We start from the raw sequence: 16,054 nt of genomic DNA, 5'->3' as shown, positions 1-16,054 counted from the left end.
GGAGAAAGCAAATGGAGATCAAAGTGTTGGGGCCCGGTTGCGCCAAGTGCAAGCAGACTGAACAAATCGTCACGGAGGCCGTGGCCGCTGCCGGCGTCGAGGCCAGGGTGGAAAAGATCACCGACGTCATGGCGATCGCCGGCTATGGTGTGTTCGGTACGCCGGCGGTGGTGGTGGACGGCGAGGTTAAAATCATGGGAAAGATTCCAAAGAAAGATGAAGTCCTCGGCTGGTTGACAAAATAAGCAGCCCGGAGGTTGGAGGTCGCCTCACTCCGGCAGTGACGATGGAGATACCCATGCAACTGAATGAAGAAAGATCGGGTGGTTATATGGTGGCGCACGGCAATAAAAGATCGTACCTGCAAGACGCCATGTGGCTCCAGGTCATGTTAGGGCTCAGCGGTGTGTACCTCTGGTGGTTGGTATATGGCCTATTGCCGCAGCTGTCGAAGTTTTTGACCTACTCACTGTTCAATATCGGCAAGGGTACTCACCTGGGTGCAGCATTGGAATTCTTTTTTTACGACACCCCCAAGGTAATGATGCTGCTGGTGCTGGTGGTATTTGGCGTGGGTATCATCCGAACGTTCTTTACCCCGGAACGCACAAGGGACATATTGTCCGGCAAAAGCCAATTTGCCGGTAATGTCATGGCGGCCTCGCTGGGTATCGTCACCCCATTTTGTTCGTGCTCGGCCGTGCCGCTGTTTATCGGATTTGTGACCGCCGGTGTGCCGCTGGGAGTGACTTTCTCTTTTTTGATCGCCGCGCCCCTGGTCAACGAGATCGCCGTGGGACTGCTTTATGGCTTGTTGGGGTGGAAGGTGGCCGGCATATACATGGCCACAGGATTGACTATTGCCATCATGGCGGGTTGGGTGATCGGCCGCATGCATCTGGAAAAATATATTGAGGACTGGGTGACCAACCTCAATGTCGATCCCGCTGAAGCTTCTCAGCTGAAGATGACGTGGCGGGACCGGGTCACTGCCGGCTGGGAGGCGGTCAAGGAAATCGTCGGCAAGGTCTGGATCTACATGGTCATCGGTATCGCTGTCGGCGCAGGGATCCACGGCTATGTGCCGGAGGGATTCATGGCCTCCATCATGGGTAAAGGCGCTTGGTGGGCTGTTCCGGTTGCCGTGGGCATGGGGGTGCCTATGTATTCCAACGCCGCCGGAATCATACCGGTGGTAGAGGCGCTGCTGGGCAAAGGCGCCGCTTTGGGCACCGTACTTTCCTTTATGATGTCGGTGATTGCGCTGAGTCTGCCCGAAATGATAATCCTCAGAAAAGTACTCAAACCGCAACTGATTGCTGTTTTTGTCGGCGTCGTGACCGGCGGAATCCTGATCGTTGGGTATCTGTTTAACATCCTGATTTAATGCGGACCGAAGCTTGCCATGACTAACCAATTAAAAGGGTGGATGTTATGAATGGACCGGAATTCAGATCGATGGTCTTGCCGGCTATTGCATCGACTATACTGCTTTTCGGGATGGCCGCTACAGCTTTCAGCGATCCCGGAATCGACTTCAATACGCTTCCGGTCAAGGATACGGTGACCATGATCGACTTGGGAGCCAAAAAATGCATCCCCTGCAAGATGATGGCACCCATTCTTGAAAAGATGGAGAAGCGATACCAGGGCCGGGCGGCTATCGTCTTCATCGACGTCTGGGAGAACCGGGAACAGGCCGGGCGCTTCGGCATCCGGGCGATTCCCACACAGATATTTTACGATGCCGAAGGCAAGGAGGCCTCCCGTCATATCGGATTCATGTCCGAGGAAGAGATCGTGAACATGCTGACCCGGTTGGGTGTCGAACCGTAACCTGAAAAGAACGGTATCCGATGAGTCCGACGCTAGACGCATTTTTTCTCACCGTCAATGCATGGATGACCAGCGGGTCGGACATGGCCCTGTTGGGCTGTTTTGCCTGGGGCATGGTCAGCGTGATGTTCAGTCCGTGCCATTTGGCGTCCATCCCATTGATCGTTGCCTATGTTGCCGGCCAGGAAACCGCTGTGGATCCGAAACGAGCAGGGCTTTATGCGGGTGCATTCACTTCGGGGCTGTTTGTCACCATCGCTCTGGTTGGAATCATCTGTGCCGGGTTGGGACGCATGCTCGGAGACGTGGGGCTGTGGTGGCAATTGCCGGTGGGCATAATTTTGATATGGGTGGCATTGGGCATGCTGGGGGTTCAGGCTTGCACCATGTCCGGGTCAATGCTTTATCGATTGAATCTGCGTGGCGTTCACGGTGCATTTGGTTTGGGTCTGGCATACGGCATCTTGTCCGGGTCGTGTACTTTCGGTTTTATCGCCCCCATTCTGGCAGTCGTTACCGTCCAGCAGGAATGGGCAACCGGGTCGTTGATGATGGTACTGTTCGCCTTGGGGCACTGTCTCCCCATCGTTATCGCCGGCAGTTCTACCGCCTTGGTGAGAAAATTGACCGAAAACCACGCCTGGCAGGAAGCAGGAAACTGGTTCCGCAAAGGTGCCGGTGTGGTCATCGCTTTAATGGGTTTGTATTTCATGGCCCGTCCGTTCATTGATGCCAGCATTGCGTGATGGCAATTCGATCTTGGAGGAAAAGATGCTTCTCGAATCCTACCGGCTTGAAATCTTTAATAACGAGTGCATGCCAGGTGCCATGACCGTTCAGTGTTTTGCGCACCTGGACCAGGATGTCTCCGAGGCACTGCCCTTCTTGAATGCCGAACTGGGCGGTTTTACCTACATCGAACATCCGCCATCGGTGACCTTCCGGCTGCACGGTAAACTGCTTACCGTGCATGGCAACAAGATCGCAGTCAACGCGCTCAAGGATGAAACTGAGGCCCGTAAGATCGTCGAATGGATAAAACGCGAGATCAATGACGTCTGGAAGAAGCGTGATACAATCACTCCCCGCTATAGAGGCATACCTCAGCCCCAGGTAATCCAGATACTTAAACACTTGCCCAAGACCAATTGCCGCGATTGCGGCGAGCCCACCTGCATGGTTTTCGCCACCCGCGTGGCCGAGGGGGCCAAGGGCAGCGGCGATTGCCCATCATTGCCGCTTTCGGCCAAAGCGGAATTGGATGCTTACATGAAACCGTATGCACTGGATGTGGATGGCATCCCATGGTGAACGACAAGGTTTTGCAAATCAGAAAAGCCATTTGGCAGATCCCGGCTCTGATTGTCCTCGCAGCCATCACCGCCATGCTGACAAATGCCTGGCGATCCGATGGCATCCCCCTTATCGGCGACTGGTCGGTTAAAGCGCGATTCTCCGACACTGCCGGCGATACGGTGGTCATTTCCCTGGAACTGGCAACGGAGCAATTCGAATCGGGTTCCGCATTATTTTTGGATGCACGATCCGAAAGCCAGTATCTTGAAGGGCACATTCAAGGTGCGCTCAACCTTCCCTGGCAATCAGTGGATCAATATTTCATGGAAATGGCTGATCGCATCGATGGTTCAGAAACGATCATCACCTACTGCGATGGCGAGAGTTGTGATCTCAGCCACGAACTGGCTCTCTTCTTGAAAGAAATGGGATACGCTAACGTCCGCGTACTGGTCAACGGGTGGACTGTCTGGCAGCAAGCCGGCTTGCCTGTGGAATAGGGAAAGATGATTCACCAAAATCAAAAAGCAACGATTTATTGGGTAACCGTTGTATTGCGTCTGTTTCTGGGCATTGTGTTCCTGTATGCCAGTTTCGATAAGATCCTCAATCCGGCGGCATTCGCCCGGACGGTGTACAATTATCAGATCCTGCCGGACTCAACGATTAACCTGGTCGCCCTGGTACTGCCATGGCTGGAACTGTATTTGGCGGTCTTCCTTGTGTCCGGGTGTTGGCTGCCGGGGGCGACGGTCATCAGTACAGGCCTGTTGACTGTGTTCATCTTAGCAATGGCTTATAACAAAATCAGAGGATTAGACATCCACTGCGGATGTTTTTCCACCGAACTCACCGAAGGCTCCTTTGGCCTTTCAACCCTTATTAGGGATGTCTTTTTTCTTCTTACATCTGCCTATCTGACCGTGCGTGTCTTTTTTTTCCGGCAAGCAACCTTGAAAATTAATAGTCGATGAAGGGTCAAACAGAGATTATATGATAGTTAGAGCGTTCCTCATTGCAGTGATGCTTTGCGCATTGATTGGATCGAACAACGATGTTTGCGCAAAGCAGTTCAACAATGTGCTAATCATTTCCATCGATGCGCTTCATCCCGACGCGCTGAAAAAATCCAAGATACCGACCCTTGGCAAGTTAATGAAATCCGGGTCCTACACCCTCAATGGCCATAGCACCGAACCGCCCAAAACATTGATTGCCCATACGGCGATGTTCACGGGTCTGTCACCGGGGGAAAACGGTAAGGTGGGTAACCATTGGGCGCCGGGTAAAACCACCGTTAAAAAGGAGACCATTTTCGACACTGCGTCGCGCCATGGCTTCAAGACCAGTTATTTCTACTCCAAAGAAAAACTGGGGTATCTTGTTAATCCTGCGGTCGATGTCCATGAGTGGTCGCGGGATGGTGCCATTGATTCAGCCCGATCCTTCCTAATAACGCCTGGCCGACATTTCACTTTCCTGCATGTCAGCGGCTTGGATCAGGTGGGGCCTGAATATGGATGGCTGTCGCCGGAATACCTGGAAGAGCTGTTCTTTATCGATGACTATCTCTCCACGCTGGTTGATACAGTGATCGGCAAAAGAAACTATCTGCTAATTGTCACCAGCGATCATGCCGGGCATGGAAAGATTCATGGGAGCGACCATCCAGAGGATTACCGGCTTCCCCTGATCATCAGTTCGGACATCGTGGACGTCAAACGCTTTCAGGGGATTTCTTTCTCGGTTACCGAGTTGAAGCAGCTGCTTGCAAACTTGCTGGAAGAGGCCTCATGACCATAGCCAAATAAATTTTGGGGGGTAGCGGTCATCATGCAGTAGTGCGGGGATAATGCTACATCAGCTGTTTTGTCGATAGCATCGGCCGCGGGTCGATCAGGTGGCGTTCGAACCACCCATTTTTAGGGAAACCCCCGATCGCCAGCGCGAGCAGTTCCGAAAAGTGAAGGACCGGGATAGGTTGGCCCAGCGTGGTGCGTATTTCGAGGTTCATGTTATCCTCATGTAGCAATTTGTGGCGCTTTTTCATTGTCACTTCATTCGATAAAGACCGATCAGGGTGTCGATCTCGTCCAGGAATTTGGGGTAAATGATGCGGTCCGCGTCCAGCAGCCGGACCGGAAGCAGGGGGTCCACCAACCCCTTTTCGACCGCCTGTAACTGAAGCCGCCGGATGATGGCGTAGCCGCTGACGGTCTGGGAGCAAGCGTCCGCGCAGCGCTGGCACCCTAAACACAGCCAGATGGCGGGCGACCGGAGCAGTTCGTCAGCGAGCCCGAGGTTGGCCATGCGAATGATGCGCTGGGGATCGAAGACGTCCCCGTCGCAGACGATCGGGCAGCAGCTGCTGCACTCACTGCAGGTGAAACAGGCCTGGCCGGCCAACAACTCCGCCGGCTTACCAGTTTTATGGATGTGGGTATGTTTCAAATCGACGGGTCGAAAGAGCGCCTGAGGTAGCGGTCGTTTCAGCCATTGGTACCAGGTTGCATCAGGCAGAGCGGTCAGTTCCGCTTTGAAGCAGTGCGCCGCAGCGCGCCAGCGAACGCGCTGGAATTCGGCGAACAATCTTCGATAGCGTGATAGAAAATCATAGTCGTAGATTTTTTTTTGCAGTGCTTCGTGTTGAAGATAGCGATGCAGCTCGTAGGGTTTGACCTGATTGGGACACCCCTGCAGACAGCGCCGGCAGGAGAGGCAATACCAGATGTCCGGCAGGGTCAACAGTTTGTCCAGCATGCCGTAAACGGCCATGCGCACGTTGCGCTGCGGGCGCAGCCGTCCGGTGGCCAGACTGACGGGGCACCCATTGTCGCAGGTACCGCAGGTCCAGCAGCGGTCGATGTCCGCACCGGCAGCATCTGCGATGGCCCGCCATGCATCCCAATTGGGTTCGATGGGGCCCATGAACGTTCTTTTTGAGAGCCGAGCCTCCGGCAGCATGTGTACTTGATTCAATATAGGTACTTCACTCACAATGATCCCTCCTGCATTTCGTAGTAGACATGTCCCTGACAGGCCAGGCAGGAAGGCCCCTGGCGCAACGGATAGGACTCGCTGCACTCCGGGCAGAAACCGGTGGGGACGGGGTTTTTATCCTTCAGCGATCGCGGCAATCGCACCCGGCGGCTGCTGATCAGATTTGACCCGGCCGCCAGTACCTCCGCCGCCAGGTCCTCGAAAGGCGGCTTCTCGCGGATGGCCCCGGTGCGTCGAAACCAGTCGCTGATCAATGGATAGCCGTTCAACCCATCCGGATTCAGCCAGACCCGCACACCATCCAGACGATCGCGGTCATAGACGGTGAGGGCGAATTTTCCCCAGTCCAGAACTTGCATAAAACCGTTGCCGAAGGTGCACGGGGTAAGCAACTGAACCGCATCCGGCAGGCAAACCACGGTTTCACAAACCACGTTCAGATAGGGCGTTGGTCCCAATCGTGTTGTCCCGTTTTCGATCATCACGCCGCCGATCAGCATACCGGGAGAACGGTAGCCATGGAACTCCTCCATGCGGATCACATAGGACGCCACATCGACGCCACAGATCGTTTTTCGTTGCATAAAATCCCCCCTTTTTCGCATACGACTGCCGTTGCCTATTTGTAGATTGAGTCGTTTCAACCGGTTACGAGATCGCCTATCATCTCCATCACGGTAGCCATGTCCGACGGCGTATTAACGTTAAAAAACGAATTCAATTGGGGATCGACCGATTGCAGCTGTTCGTAAGCAATCGATTTCACACGTGCCGCGTCAAACAGATGATCCACCTTCGGATCACCGCGGGAAAGCTGGCGCTCGATCAAACGCATGCAAGCTTTGGTATAGACGGCGCACAGAGGTTGGAAATAGGTGCCGGATGTCGGCACGACGATTTCCGACGTGTCATCTGCCTGATCCATCAGCATGCGGACAACCGCAGGATGCAGAAACGGGGTGTCACAACTGCTGACGAAAGCGATCTCGGCATCCATATGTAACAGCCCTGCGTTGATACCTGACAGGGGGGAGTGAACCTGGAAGACATCTTCGACGATCCGGTAAGGCCAGTCATGATAAACGGCTGGTTCCCGGGGCACCAGGATCAGTTCACCAGCACAGGTCCCGACAGCAGCGGCGATGCGGTCCAGAAAGGATTTTCCGGCGATCCCTAGTGGCCCCTTGGGGAGTCCCTCCATGCGGGTGTTACGGCCGCCGGCAAGTATGATTCCCGCACACCTGACTGCCATTGCGCTATGCTCCGTTGGGTTGTCGCCCGTCAGCGTGGCCTTGATGGCCTTCAATCCAGCCGCGAAACGGCAACCACCGCGCCTTTAGGTAAATGCGAGACGCCCTCGGGGATCAGCATCAGGGCTGTCGCCCGATACAAGGCATACAGGCGGTTGCCGTTGGTGAAGGGATCGAAATGCACGCCTCCATCGGTTACCGCCAGGTTGCCGAAAATCGCTTGGGTCCAGTTTGCCTGACCATTCACGGAACGGGTCAGGACCGCCTGTGCCGATGGCAGCGCCGGATCCGACCATCCCGCCAGCCTCAACAGCGCCGGCAGTACAAGGGTCAGGAAGGCCGCCAGGTTGGACGCCGGTCCGCCAGGCAAAATGAATACCGGTTTTCCCTTTAAGATTCCGAACCCCACAGCCTTGCCGGGTCCCAACCGGATGCGGTGAAATACCTTTTCCCAACCGAGCTCATCGAGCACGCGGGACATGAAGTCACGATCACCTTTCCAGGCACCGCCACTGGTGATGATGGCATCATGCTCCGGCAACGCGTTAGCCACCGCTTCACGTAACGCGCGGCGGTCGTCCCGAACCAATACCACTGTGGTCCTCATGGCATATCGACGACACCAGGCATCAATGGTAGCGATGTTGCTGGCGAATAGCTGGCCCGAACGGATGGGCATCCCGGGCAACACCACTTCGTCACCGGTCGCGGCCAGCCATACCTTTGGACGTCGGAACACGTCGATGCGGCTGAAGCCGGCGGCGGCAGCAAGTCCGATCAATGCGGGTGTCAATCGGGTATTTTTTTCCAGCACCAGTTTTCCGAGAGCCACATCCGAACCCTGCTTCAGCACGTTGAACCCTTTATCAACCGGCGTATCGATGCCGATTGCGTTTCCTGCTGTGCGCGCATATTCCTCGGCCACGACGGCATCGGCGCCTTTGGGCAGGCACGCGCCAGTGAGGATGCGCATGGTTTCACCGGGCTCAATAGCGCCATCGAGCAAAGCTCCAGCGCCCAGCGTGCCTTTCATTTTTAGGAAAACCGGGTTCGTCGCACTGGCTTCGGCGGCATCCAAAGCACGCAGCGCGTAGCCATCTTTCATCGATGCGTCTACCGAGGGGGCATTAACCCGTGCGAAAGCGTCCCTATCCAATATTCGATCGATGCACTGCTCGATGTTGACGGCCTCTGCACCGAGGGGGAGCAACGGAGACTGGGTTCGTTCAAACGCTTGTTGAAATCCAATCATCGGGTTTCCATAATTCGGTTGGTTGTCGAAGACCCACCTTCAACAATCCATTGGTTTTGTCTTGGGCTATCCGTTCCCGTATGATTCCGCATGCTGCTTGATTGCATCATGCCGCTTTGCCTTCGCCACGTTTCATCTTTTGGGTTCCGATCGGATCGCCGAGATATGCGTCATCGCGATAACAGCTTCGCGAACCGCCGTGTAGATCAAATTCGAATGCTTTATTAGGTGGTCTCCTTAGGCACTGCTTCACGGCACTCGACGCAGCGGCCGTGTTCGTCCACACAGCTGTGGCAGTGAATGCGCCCGCACAGCCGGCAGGCGGTCATGGTTTCCTTGGCCGCTTCGTCTGCCTCGATATGACATGCGGTGCATGAAAATTGGGCATCGTCGTTCATGGGGTCACCTCGATTTCCGCCGGTGATCAAAACGCGGATGCCGGCGTGTTTGGTTGGTTGCGGGTTACCGGCGGTCATGCCTGTTGCGGCAGTTTCAATGTGGCCAGGCCGCGGGTCAATTCCAGCACAACTCCGAATCCTTGTTTAATTTCGTCATCACGCAAAGCCCAGAGCAAGCCCCACGGGCCGACCGTTTTGGCGGCAGTAAGATCCACTTGACTGGGAAGCTGAGCGGCTCGCTCGATGAGTTCTATGGCTTCGGGACGGCATAACGTTTTTAGCGTTCCGGCCAGCCGTACAAGCCCTGTGCGCATCTGGCCCAGATCGTCTTCAGTGAATGACTCGCCGACCGCTTTCAGGGTTTCGATTCCCGTCTGCAACAAGCGAAAAACGCCACTGCGTTCCAACCCGTCCAGGTATAGAATCATCTGGGGAACGCTCGATTTGAGCAGCGGTTCCACTGTAACTGCAAAATCAATGAGATTCTTGAGTTGGTCGAGGGTGAAGCTGAGATTTTTCGTATTGCGCAGGGCTTTCTTGACCAGATGCAGCAGGTCTTCCAGCTGAAAGTCTGCTTCCACATCGGCCAGTTCGCGGATGAGTGCGTGAACCGCCTCGTTGACCCGCGGTGCCAGCTCGTCGCGCAGTTCGCTGACGGCGCGGGCCGTTTCGGTCATGGGCGCGATTCGGTTTTCGAGGCGCTCGAGACGTGCCAGAATTTCTTCTCCGTGTGTCATGAACCACCTCCATCAAGCAGCCTGTCGGATCTTGCCGGCCAGGTTCATTTGCGGCTCCAGCGGCAGGTCCAGTCCCTTCATCATCAAATTCCAGTAGACCCAGCGGAACATCATTTTGCCCCAGTGATTGCTCAGGCTCTCCTTGAGCAGCGTGAAAGGGCCCATGCCGGGGAAGGGAAACTTGCCGGGCAGCGGTTCGACCTTGTAATTGAAATCCAGCAAGATGGCTTTTTCGAAGCCGGATGCCAGAAAACAGGTTGCGTGGCCGTCGAATTTGGGAAGCGGGGCGTATCCGTCGATCTCCCGGATCAGGTTCTCAACCAGTGTGTAGGCCATGTAATGGGCGACGGAACCGGCCTTCGACGTCGGCACGTTGGTGGTGTCGCCGATGACGTAGATCCGATCGTCGTTCTCCATCTTGAGGGTACGGTTGTCGGTGGGAACGAAGCCCACCGGATCGCTGACCGCCGAGTCGATCAGCGCCTTGTCACCCATGTTGGGTGGGATGGAGATCAGCAGATCGTAGCCGACCTTCTGTCCTTTGTGCGATTCGATCGTCTTTTCCGAGGCATTGACCTGCGCCAGGTCGAAGTAGGGGGTCACCTTGATGTTCTTTTTGGCGGCCACTTCGGCCAGGGTCTTGGCGGCCACCGGTTTGGTAAAGACGTTGTCCAGCGGGGTGACGAACTCGATTTCCACCTTGTCCCGGCAGCCGTTGACCGTAAAGAACCAGTCGGCCATGAAGACGAACTCCAGCGGAGCGATGGGGCATTTGTAGGGGAACTCGGCGATGTTGAGAACGATCCTGCCGGAATTGAAATACCTGAGTTGCTTGGCCAGGGCCAGGGATCCCTCCAGAGTGTAGTAGTCGAAGATCTCCTTGCGCCATCCATCCAGCATGCCGTCGATCTCCTCGGGATGGATATCGCAGCCGGTGGCGATCACCAGCCAGTCATAGTCGAATCGTTGGCCGGTCGCGGTTTCCACACGGCGTTCGTCCTTGTCGATATTGACGACATGATCGACCACGAAATTGACCCCCGAGGGAATGAATTCCTTCTTCGGCTTCAACACGTCGGCTTCCCCGTAAATGCCGAAGGGGATGAACAGGTAGCCGGCCTGATAATGGTGGCGATCGTCGCGGTCGATGATGACGATCTGCCACTCCGCTTCGGTAAGTTGCTGCCTGAGCATGTTGGCCACGATGGTGCCACCGGCACCCGCGCCGAGAATCAATATTTTTCGCATGGTTGCGTCCTCCTGTGGAAGTTGGGATGTGTTTGCTATCCTGGCGCTTGTCTTTCCAGGATTCTAATCGTGAGAGGCCCGTTGCGGGCACTCAAAAATAATGGAGGATATATTTAACCGCTGCGCTGCAGACGACCATGGCCAAAATCAGCTTGATGAATCGCTCATGGAGACGGCCTTGCAACCGGGCGCCGCAGGCCATGCCGATCATGCCGCCGACACCGAACAAAAGCCCTAAAAGCCAATCCGGCGGTGCAGTTGTTCCCTCGCCCATCGGAAGCAGGCTGTAAAAGCCCATGCCGGCAAGTGATGTGGCAAAGTTGGCCAGCAGCACAGCCCCGGCCACGGCGTGCACGGGCAGATGCAGGACAGTGACGAGAAACGGCGCCATAATGGCGCCACCGCCAATGCCGTAAGCCCCGCCAATGACGCCCACAGCGAAGGCCGGCAGGAGTAAGGCCGGGATGCTGAATCGGACCTGCCGGTCGCGAATGATCGGCAGCAGGCGGTCGTATCGTTGGCCATGCCGAAAGGAGGAATCCTTGGATCGCGTCGTGATGGCGGCAGGACGGGAAACGATATCCTTGGCCAACCGCCAGGCGACGGCCAACAAAACGATTCCCACGAACAGTTTGAAAATCCGCGGGTCCGGCAGCCATGTCACCCGCAGCCAGTAACCAACCAGGACCCCCGGGACCCCGCCGCCGACGATGTTAACCGCCAGTTCCCAGAAGACCCGCTTTTGCCGGGCGTATTGAATCACCCTACCGGGAGTGCCGACCACATTGTAGAGCAGATTGGTGGCCGTCACCGACGGGGACACGAACCCCAGGACGCTGACCTCAAAGGGCATCAGAAGAAATGCACCCGAAATGCCGGCTATGGAGGTAAAAAACGAGATGCCGAAAGCCACGGCTGGCGCGACGAAAATCCAGGTTTCGATGCCGGCGACGGGAAAGGTGATTTGAAGCAGGTCGGTCCACATTACTGCTCACCCTCCTATGGCATGCATGGCTCGCTGCACAAGATCCGGTCTCAGACCGCGGCTGAGATGATGACGGCGCGGCTTGGCCTTGACCGCATCTCTCAACAGTTCCACCAATTCGTGTTTGGTCGCGCCGGTCCGCAGCGGCCTTTTGACATCGATCTCCGTTTCCGAAAAGAGGCAGGTCCTGATCTTGCCGTCCGCCGTTAGCCGCAGACGGTTGCAGCTGCCGCAAAAGTGCCAGCTCATGGGGGCGATGAAGCCGATTTTCCCTTTGGCTCCGGGCAGGGTGCACATGCGTGCCGGACCGTTGGTCGCCAGTGCCGGTCCCACATGGGCCTTGTTGATATGGGGGATTCGTTTGATAATGGTCCCGATCGGCATATACAGATCCCGATAGTCGCCGAAACGTGCGTGTTGAAAAGGCATCAGTTCGATGAATCGCACATGCCAGGCATGCTGGTAGGTCAATGCGGCGAGTTGGGCGATTTCATCGTCGTTGACGTCTCGCATTACGACGACGTTGATTTTGACGGGATGGAATCCCACCGCGTCCGCCTCCCGGATGCCATGCAGCACATCATCCAGCTTGTCGCGGCCGGCAATCGCTTCGAAGCGATCGCGTTTCAGGGTGTCGAGGCTGACATTGACGCGCTTGACCCCGGCAGTTTTAAGGGAATGGGCCATTTTCGCCAAATGGACGCCGTTGGTGGTCAGGGCCAGGTTTTCCAGCCCCGGCAGGCTTCCGAGCATGTGGCAGAATTCGACCATCCCTTTTCTCACCAACGGTTCACCCCCGGTGATGCGGATTTTGGAGATGCCGGTGCCTACAGCAGCCTCGGCCAATCGGAGCAGCTCTTCGTAACTGAGGATTTCGCTGTGATCCAGATGCGGCCGGTCTGAAAAGACCGGCATGCAGTAGCCGCAATTCAGGTTGCAATGGTCGGTAATGGAAATTCTCAGGTAGTCGATGCGCCTGCGGAAACTGTCAATCAGTGCCATCGGTGTCGCTCCATGCATTGGTTGTTCAGGCAGCAGAGATGAGATCCCCTGGGCGGATGGTGCCGGCTTCTAAGACACGCGCGAAAATACCCTCACGCGGCATGACGCAGTCGCCCACCTGATGGAAAATTTCACAGCGGTGGTGGCAGGTTTTTCCGATCTGGGTCACCTCCACCACGGCGCATGGACCGATTTTAAAGCGTGTGCCCACTGGCAGCTGCCACAGACAGATGCCTTCGGTGGTGATGTTCTCGGCAAAATCACCGGCACTGACCTTCAGCCCTTTGGCCTGGATCTTGGCGATGCTTTCGGCACCCAGCAGACTGACCTGACGATGCCATTGGCCGGCGTGGGCGTCATCGGCCAGACCGTGTTCAACCAGCAATTCGGCTGCGTTCACGTTGCGTTTCTTGATGCCTTTGCGGTCGCTGATCGATACGGCCAGGACCCGACCGGCTGCATTTGACGGTAAATTCATAGATCCCCCTATCTACATTCCCTTCCCGAAGGGGCAGTGGGGGTAGATGCATTCGGGACAATCCATGCAAAGGCCCCCGTGACCGATGAATGCCAGTTCTTTTTTGGTAATCTTTTCTCCGGCCAGAATTCGGGGCAGCACCAGGTCGAGCACCGTCACCCGATGGTGAAGCCCGCAGGCCGGTACCCCCAGCAGGGATATGCCGTCGATGGTCGCGACCAGGAACATGGCCCCCGGCAGCGCTGCCGCGCCGTAGTACACCTCCTGGGCGCCGGCCATGCGGATGGCCTTGCGGGTTACATCGTCCGGGTCCACGCTCATACCGCCGCTGAGAAGCAGCAGGTCGCATCCACTGTCAATATGGTTTCGGATCGCCGCGGTGATCAGGGTTTCATCGTCCGGAGCAAAAGAAACCCCCGCCACTTCCGAGCCCAGATCGGTGACTTTGCCGCTGAGAATCGGTGCGAATTTATCCTCGATCAGCCCATGGAATACTTCACTTCCAGTCACGACCAATCCGACTTTCGCTTTTTTGAGCGCCTTGACGCTGACTACGCCACCGTGTTGGGCGGCAATGGCAGCGGCGCGTTCTACCGGCGCCCGCTTCATGACTAAAGGAATCGCCCGGGTGGCAGCTACCAGTTGCCCTTTTTTGACCAGAGTGTGGCTGTGCAGGGTGGCACACATGACCTCGTCCACCATGTTGAAGGCCGCCAGGGCAGCCGCATCAATGCTCAGCAGACCGTCCATGGCGGCGTGCAGCCCGATTTTGCCTTCCTTGGGGTTGTCCTCCCAACGAATACCTTCGCCGGCCAGCCCCTGGGCAAGAATCGCTGCGGCCTGATTTTCGTGGATTTCATCGTCCGCCAGATCGATCAGGTAGAGGTGGTTTTTGCCCAGCTTTTGCAAGTGGCAGATGTCCTCGTTGCACACCTCGTGTCCTTGGCGGAAGGCCGCCCCCTTGAATTCGCCAGGTCTGATCTCGGTGATGTCGTGAGCCAGCCTGGTGCCGACGGCGTCTTCGACCTTGATTTTTTTTAACATAACGACCTCTCTAAAGGGTTCCCAAGAAAAACGGTAAGGCTTTCAGTGGATGGTGAGACTTCGGTTTCCGGCATCGCCATCGCTATTTATTCTTTTCGCCTGGGCGGGCTCACCGGGAGACCAGTTCATATCGGGCCAGGATACCTCCCTGGCATGGGTGAAATAGCAGGCACCGGAACAGGGACGACACAACGGGCGGTCCTTAATCATGGATTCCCGCTTATCCCTGATCACCTGTCCGCAGATGCTGCAAACGATCTTGCGGCGCGTTGGTCCAGGAAGGTCGCATTCGTCGATAGTCACGCGCACCTTCTGGACTCTGAAGAGGACACTGTCAGGCATACGCTTGTAGGCAGCCAACTGCCGCGGTCCTTTTTCGGCAATCTCGGGTGCGTATACGGCGGCCAGATCGCGGGCCTCTTCGGTCGAAATAATCCGAAACGCCTTGCCGGTTTCCAAATTAAAAAATGTTGCTGCCATGATGCCGTAGTCGACAAATTTCAGACTGCGTCTCCCCAGCTTGACGCCGGTGACATGGGCCACTGCATCGGCCGTGCAGCGGTCCATTTCCACGTAGACGATCAGCTTCTTGATCTGGTCTCTGCGGGTGGGTTCGTCCAGTCCGATCAGGCGGCAGCCGAGCATGGCCATGCGTACACCGACCACCTGACCCGGGCAGAGGTGGCCGTGGGCGTGGACCGATTCAGTCAACAATGTTTCAAAGGATTGCACCTGATGTTCCTCCATTCGATGAGACGACGGCTCGTCGATCTTTGGCCGAGCGGGTGAGGGATTCTTTACCGGGTTGCGGCCACTTCCAGTTGAGGCACATCCAGATCGCTAATGGCATCCATTTCCTCAGCAATGAACTGGCGGGTTAGCTCCCCCAGGCACCGGTAATAGTCGGTGCGCGCATGGTCGATGAGTTTAGCCGTGAAGGCCGGTATCCACGCCGCGAGGTGTTTTTCCAGAAATACCTGCTGATGCCCAACAATTTCCGCCAGCTGGTCGTAATCGTCGGCATCGATGGCTTCCACTCCTTGGCTGATGAGCACATGCATGAATTCCAGTTCGGCACAGATGTGATCCGGTGCCTCCTTGAAGTCCGGCGACAAATCCAGACCGAGGCCGAGGTAATGCCGTCGCACATCGATGGTGGAATCGCCCATCAGCTGGCGTTTGTCTTCCAGGTAAACGGATCCGTATGGCGGGGCGGCGACGATAAACGGTCCCACGAACAGTCCGGCATAATCGACTTCCAGCGAGCACGGAGCCGAATGGTCGAAATAACTCCCTTTGAGGCTGTTGGCAGTTTCGACCGCATCGGAGCCTATGCGGCCAAGGGCCGCCTCAAGTTCATCGAGTACCTTGGGCAGATCCGGGCCCGGCTGCCGGAAGGCATCAGCCAGGCGCGCATAGGCAGAGGACCGGGCACGTTCTTGGTTGATCAGCTTTTCTTTGGTTTGCATGGTAAACACATCTCCTTGATAGTCCTGTTCAAACTGGCTTGCTGAATGGGTTCCCGATC

The 16,054-nt window shown here is 56.2% G+C and carries 22 protein-coding genes; 8 read left to right on the top strand and 14 right to left on the bottom strand.

The annotated features are described in order from the left end of the window. The first annotated feature begins 11 nt into the window (after positions 1–11). Genes ACZCED_RS11925 through ACZCED_RS11890 form a run of 8 tightly spaced genes read left to right on the top strand, consistent with a single transcriptional unit; the run spans position 12 to position 4,929 of the window. Positions 12–245, top strand: coding sequence for a thioredoxin family protein (locus ACZCED_RS11925; protein WP_462971457.1), 234 nt, complete (start codon positions 12–14; stop codon positions 243–245). Between the two features lie 53 nt (positions 246–298). After that, a complete protein-coding gene (locus tag ACZCED_RS11920) occupies positions 299–1,387 on the top strand; it encodes a permease (protein WP_462971456.1) in 1,089 nt (362 codons plus the stop codon). Positions 1,388–1,434: 47 nt separating this feature from the next. Then, positions 1,435–1,836, top strand: coding sequence for a thioredoxin family protein (locus ACZCED_RS11915; RefSeq protein ID WP_464860863.1), 402 nt, complete (start codon positions 1,435–1,437; stop codon positions 1,834–1,836). 20 nt (positions 1,837–1,856) lie between these two features. Continuing rightward, on the top strand, positions 1,857–2,582 hold the full coding sequence (locus ACZCED_RS11910) for a cytochrome c biogenesis CcdA family protein (RefSeq protein ID WP_464860862.1): 726 nt from the start codon (positions 1,857–1,859) through the stop codon (positions 2,580–2,582). Between the two features lie 25 nt (positions 2,583–2,607). Further along, the gene (locus ACZCED_RS11905; RefSeq protein WP_462971453.1) at positions 2,608–3,147 is read left to right on the top strand and encodes a (Fe-S)-binding protein; all 540 of its coding nucleotides are present in this window, start codon (positions 2,608–2,610) and stop codon (positions 3,145–3,147) included. Beyond that, positions 3,141–3,632 carry a rhodanese-like domain-containing protein gene (locus tag ACZCED_RS11900; protein ID WP_462971452.1) on the top strand — a complete coding sequence of 164 codons (492 nt, stop codon included), beginning with the start codon at positions 3,141–3,143 and terminating at the stop codon, positions 3,630–3,632. The genes ACZCED_RS11905 and ACZCED_RS11900 overlap by 7 nt, the downstream gene beginning before the upstream one ends. A 6-nt stretch (positions 3,633–3,638) precedes the next feature. Further along, complete coding sequence (locus ACZCED_RS11895) at positions 3,639–4,106, top strand: MauE/DoxX family redox-associated membrane protein (RefSeq protein WP_462971451.1); 468 nt, start codon at positions 3,639–3,641, stop codon at positions 4,104–4,106. Positions 4,107–4,125: 19 nt separating this feature from the next. Beyond that, entirely contained in the window at positions 4,126–4,929 is an 804-nt protein-coding gene (locus tag ACZCED_RS11890) for an alkaline phosphatase family protein (protein ID WP_462971450.1), read from the top strand. A gap of 58 nt (positions 4,930–4,987) precedes the next feature. On the opposite strand, the gene ACZCED_RS11885 is transcribed toward ACZCED_RS11890, so the two are convergent. The 14 genes from ACZCED_RS11885 to ACZCED_RS11820 all read right to left on the bottom strand — a co-directional run bounded on the left by ACZCED_RS11885 (position 4,988) and on the right by ACZCED_RS11820 (position 15,995). Further along, positions 4,988–5,182, bottom strand: a complete 195-nt coding sequence (locus tag ACZCED_RS11885; protein ID WP_462971449.1) for a hypothetical protein — start codon at positions 5,180–5,182, stop codon at positions 4,988–4,990. Between the two features lie 2 nt (positions 5,183–5,184). After that, positions 5,185–6,129, bottom strand: a complete 945-nt coding sequence (locus ACZCED_RS11880; RefSeq protein WP_464860861.1) for a 4Fe-4S dicluster domain-containing protein — start codon at positions 6,127–6,129, stop codon at positions 5,185–5,187. After that, on the bottom strand, positions 6,126–6,716 hold the full coding sequence (locus ACZCED_RS11875; RefSeq protein ID WP_462971447.1) for an FmdE family protein: 591 nt from the start codon (positions 6,714–6,716) through the stop codon (positions 6,126–6,128). Before ACZCED_RS11875 ends, ACZCED_RS11880 begins: the two co-directional genes overlap by 4 nt. 56 nt (positions 6,717–6,772) lie before the next feature. Then, a complete protein-coding gene (gene mobA / locus ACZCED_RS11870; RefSeq protein WP_464860860.1) occupies positions 6,773–7,438 on the bottom strand; it encodes a molybdenum cofactor guanylyltransferase in 666 nt (221 codons plus the stop codon). Continuing rightward, positions 7,435–8,634, bottom strand: a complete 1,200-nt coding sequence (locus tag ACZCED_RS11865; protein WP_464860859.1) for a molybdopterin molybdotransferase MoeA — start codon at positions 8,632–8,634, stop codon at positions 7,435–7,437. Before ACZCED_RS11865 ends, mobA begins: the two co-directional genes overlap by 4 nt. A gap of 224 nt (positions 8,635–8,858) precedes the next feature. Next, positions 8,859–9,032, bottom strand: a complete 174-nt coding sequence (locus ACZCED_RS11860; RefSeq protein ID WP_462971444.1) for a hypothetical protein — start codon at positions 9,030–9,032, stop codon at positions 8,859–8,861. A 74-nt stretch (positions 9,033–9,106) separates the two neighbouring features. Then, positions 9,107–9,769 carry a DUF1641 domain-containing protein gene (locus ACZCED_RS11855; RefSeq protein WP_462971443.1) on the bottom strand — a complete coding sequence of 221 codons (663 nt, stop codon included), beginning with the start codon at positions 9,767–9,769 and terminating at the stop codon, positions 9,107–9,109. 12 nt (positions 9,770–9,781) lie between these two features. Then, positions 9,782–11,017: a type III sulfide quinone reductase, selenoprotein subtype gene (gene sqr / locus ACZCED_RS11850; protein ID WP_462971442.1), complete on the bottom strand. Its 1,236-nt coding sequence runs from the start codon at positions 11,015–11,017 to the stop codon at positions 9,782–9,784. A 91-nt stretch (positions 11,018–11,108) separates the two neighbouring features. Continuing rightward, positions 11,109–12,002 carry a sulfite exporter TauE/SafE family protein gene (locus ACZCED_RS11845; protein WP_464860858.1) on the bottom strand — a complete coding sequence of 298 codons (894 nt, stop codon included), beginning with the start codon at positions 12,000–12,002 and terminating at the stop codon, positions 11,109–11,111. Between the two features lie 6 nt (positions 12,003–12,008). Continuing rightward, complete coding sequence (gene moaA / locus ACZCED_RS11840; RefSeq protein WP_464860857.1) at positions 12,009–13,004, bottom strand: GTP 3',8-cyclase MoaA; 996 nt, start codon at positions 13,002–13,004, stop codon at positions 12,009–12,011. Between the two features lie 25 nt (positions 13,005–13,029). Next, complete coding sequence (locus ACZCED_RS11835) at positions 13,030–13,482, bottom strand: MOSC domain-containing protein (RefSeq protein ID WP_464860856.1); 453 nt, start codon at positions 13,480–13,482, stop codon at positions 13,030–13,032. A 12-nt stretch (positions 13,483–13,494) separates the two neighbouring features. Continuing rightward, complete coding sequence (locus ACZCED_RS11830; RefSeq protein ID WP_464860855.1) at positions 13,495–14,526, bottom strand: molybdopterin-binding protein; 1,032 nt, start codon at positions 14,524–14,526, stop codon at positions 13,495–13,497. Positions 14,527–14,568: 42 nt separating this feature from the next. Continuing rightward, positions 14,569–15,258, bottom strand: coding sequence for an FmdE family protein (locus tag ACZCED_RS11825; RefSeq protein WP_462971437.1), 690 nt, complete (start codon positions 15,256–15,258; stop codon positions 14,569–14,571). Between the two features lie 65 nt (positions 15,259–15,323). After that, entirely contained in the window at positions 15,324–15,995 is a 672-nt protein-coding gene (locus ACZCED_RS11820) for a TorD/DmsD family molecular chaperone (protein ID WP_464860854.1), read from the bottom strand. Positions 15,996–16,054: the final 59 nt, after the last annotated feature.

Source organism: Desulfosarcina sp., assembly GCF_055467485.1.
The sequence above is the reverse complement of the archived record's forward strand: the minus strand, read 5'-3'. Positions and strand labels throughout refer to the sequence as shown.

What these genes read in the sequence shown, in the direction of transcription:
- ACZCED_RS11925 (WP_462971457.1), top strand. Translation starts at nt 12, where the DNA reads ATGGAGATCAAAGTGTTGGGGCCCGGTTGCGCCAAGTGCAAGCAGACT.
- ACZCED_RS11920 (WP_462971456.1), top strand. Translation starts at nt 299, where the DNA reads ATGCAACTGAATGAAGAAAGATCGGGTGGTTATATGGTGGCGCACGGC.
- ACZCED_RS11915 (WP_464860863.1), top strand. Translation starts at nt 1,435, where the DNA reads ATGAATGGACCGGAATTCAGATCGATGGTCTTGCCGGCTATTGCATCG.
- ACZCED_RS11910 (WP_464860862.1), top strand. Translation starts at nt 1,857, where the DNA reads ATGAGTCCGACGCTAGACGCATTTTTTCTCACCGTCAATGCATGGATG.
- ACZCED_RS11905 (WP_462971453.1), top strand. Translation starts at nt 2,608, where the DNA reads ATGCTTCTCGAATCCTACCGGCTTGAAATCTTTAATAACGAGTGCATG.
- ACZCED_RS11900 (WP_462971452.1), top strand. Translation starts at nt 3,141, where the DNA reads ATGGTGAACGACAAGGTTTTGCAAATCAGAAAAGCCATTTGGCAGATC.
- ACZCED_RS11895 (WP_462971451.1), top strand. Translation starts at nt 3,639, where the DNA reads ATGATTCACCAAAATCAAAAAGCAACGATTTATTGGGTAACCGTTGTA.
- ACZCED_RS11890 (WP_462971450.1), top strand. Translation starts at nt 4,126, where the DNA reads ATGATAGTTAGAGCGTTCCTCATTGCAGTGATGCTTTGCGCATTGATT.
- ACZCED_RS11885 (WP_462971449.1), bottom strand. Translation starts at nt 5,182, where the DNA reads ATGAAAAAGCGCCACAAATTGCTACATGAGGATAACATGAACCTCGAA.
- ACZCED_RS11875 (WP_462971447.1), bottom strand. Translation starts at nt 6,716, where the DNA reads ATGCAACGAAAAACGATCTGTGGCGTCGATGTGGCGTCCTATGTGATC.
- ACZCED_RS11865 (WP_464860859.1), bottom strand. Translation starts at nt 8,634, where the DNA reads ATGATTGGATTTCAACAAGCGTTTGAACGAACCCAGTCTCCGTTGCTC.
- ACZCED_RS11860 (WP_462971444.1), bottom strand. Translation starts at nt 9,032, where the DNA reads ATGAACGACGATGCCCAATTTTCATGCACCGCATGTCATATCGAGGCA.
- ACZCED_RS11855 (WP_462971443.1), bottom strand. Translation starts at nt 9,769, where the DNA reads ATGACACACGGAGAAGAAATTCTGGCACGTCTCGAGCGCCTCGAAAAC.
- sqr (WP_462971442.1), bottom strand. Translation starts at nt 11,017, where the DNA reads ATGCGAAAAATATTGATTCTCGGCGCGGGTGCCGGTGGCACCATCGTG.
- ACZCED_RS11845 (WP_464860858.1), bottom strand. Translation starts at nt 12,002, where the DNA reads ATGTGGACCGACCTGCTTCAAATCACCTTTCCCGTCGCCGGCATCGAA.
- moaA (WP_464860857.1), bottom strand. Translation starts at nt 13,004, where the DNA reads ATGGCACTGATTGACAGTTTCCGCAGGCGCATCGACTACCTGAGAATT.
- ACZCED_RS11835 (WP_464860856.1), bottom strand. Translation starts at nt 13,482, where the DNA reads ATGAATTTACCGTCAAATGCAGCCGGTCGGGTCCTGGCCGTATCGATC.
- ACZCED_RS11830 (WP_464860855.1), bottom strand. Translation starts at nt 14,526, where the DNA reads ATGTTAAAAAAAATCAAGGTCGAAGACGCCGTCGGCACCAGGCTGGCT.
- ACZCED_RS11820 (WP_464860854.1), bottom strand. Translation starts at nt 15,995, where the DNA reads ATGCAAACCAAAGAAAAGCTGATCAACCAAGAACGTGCCCGGTCCTCT.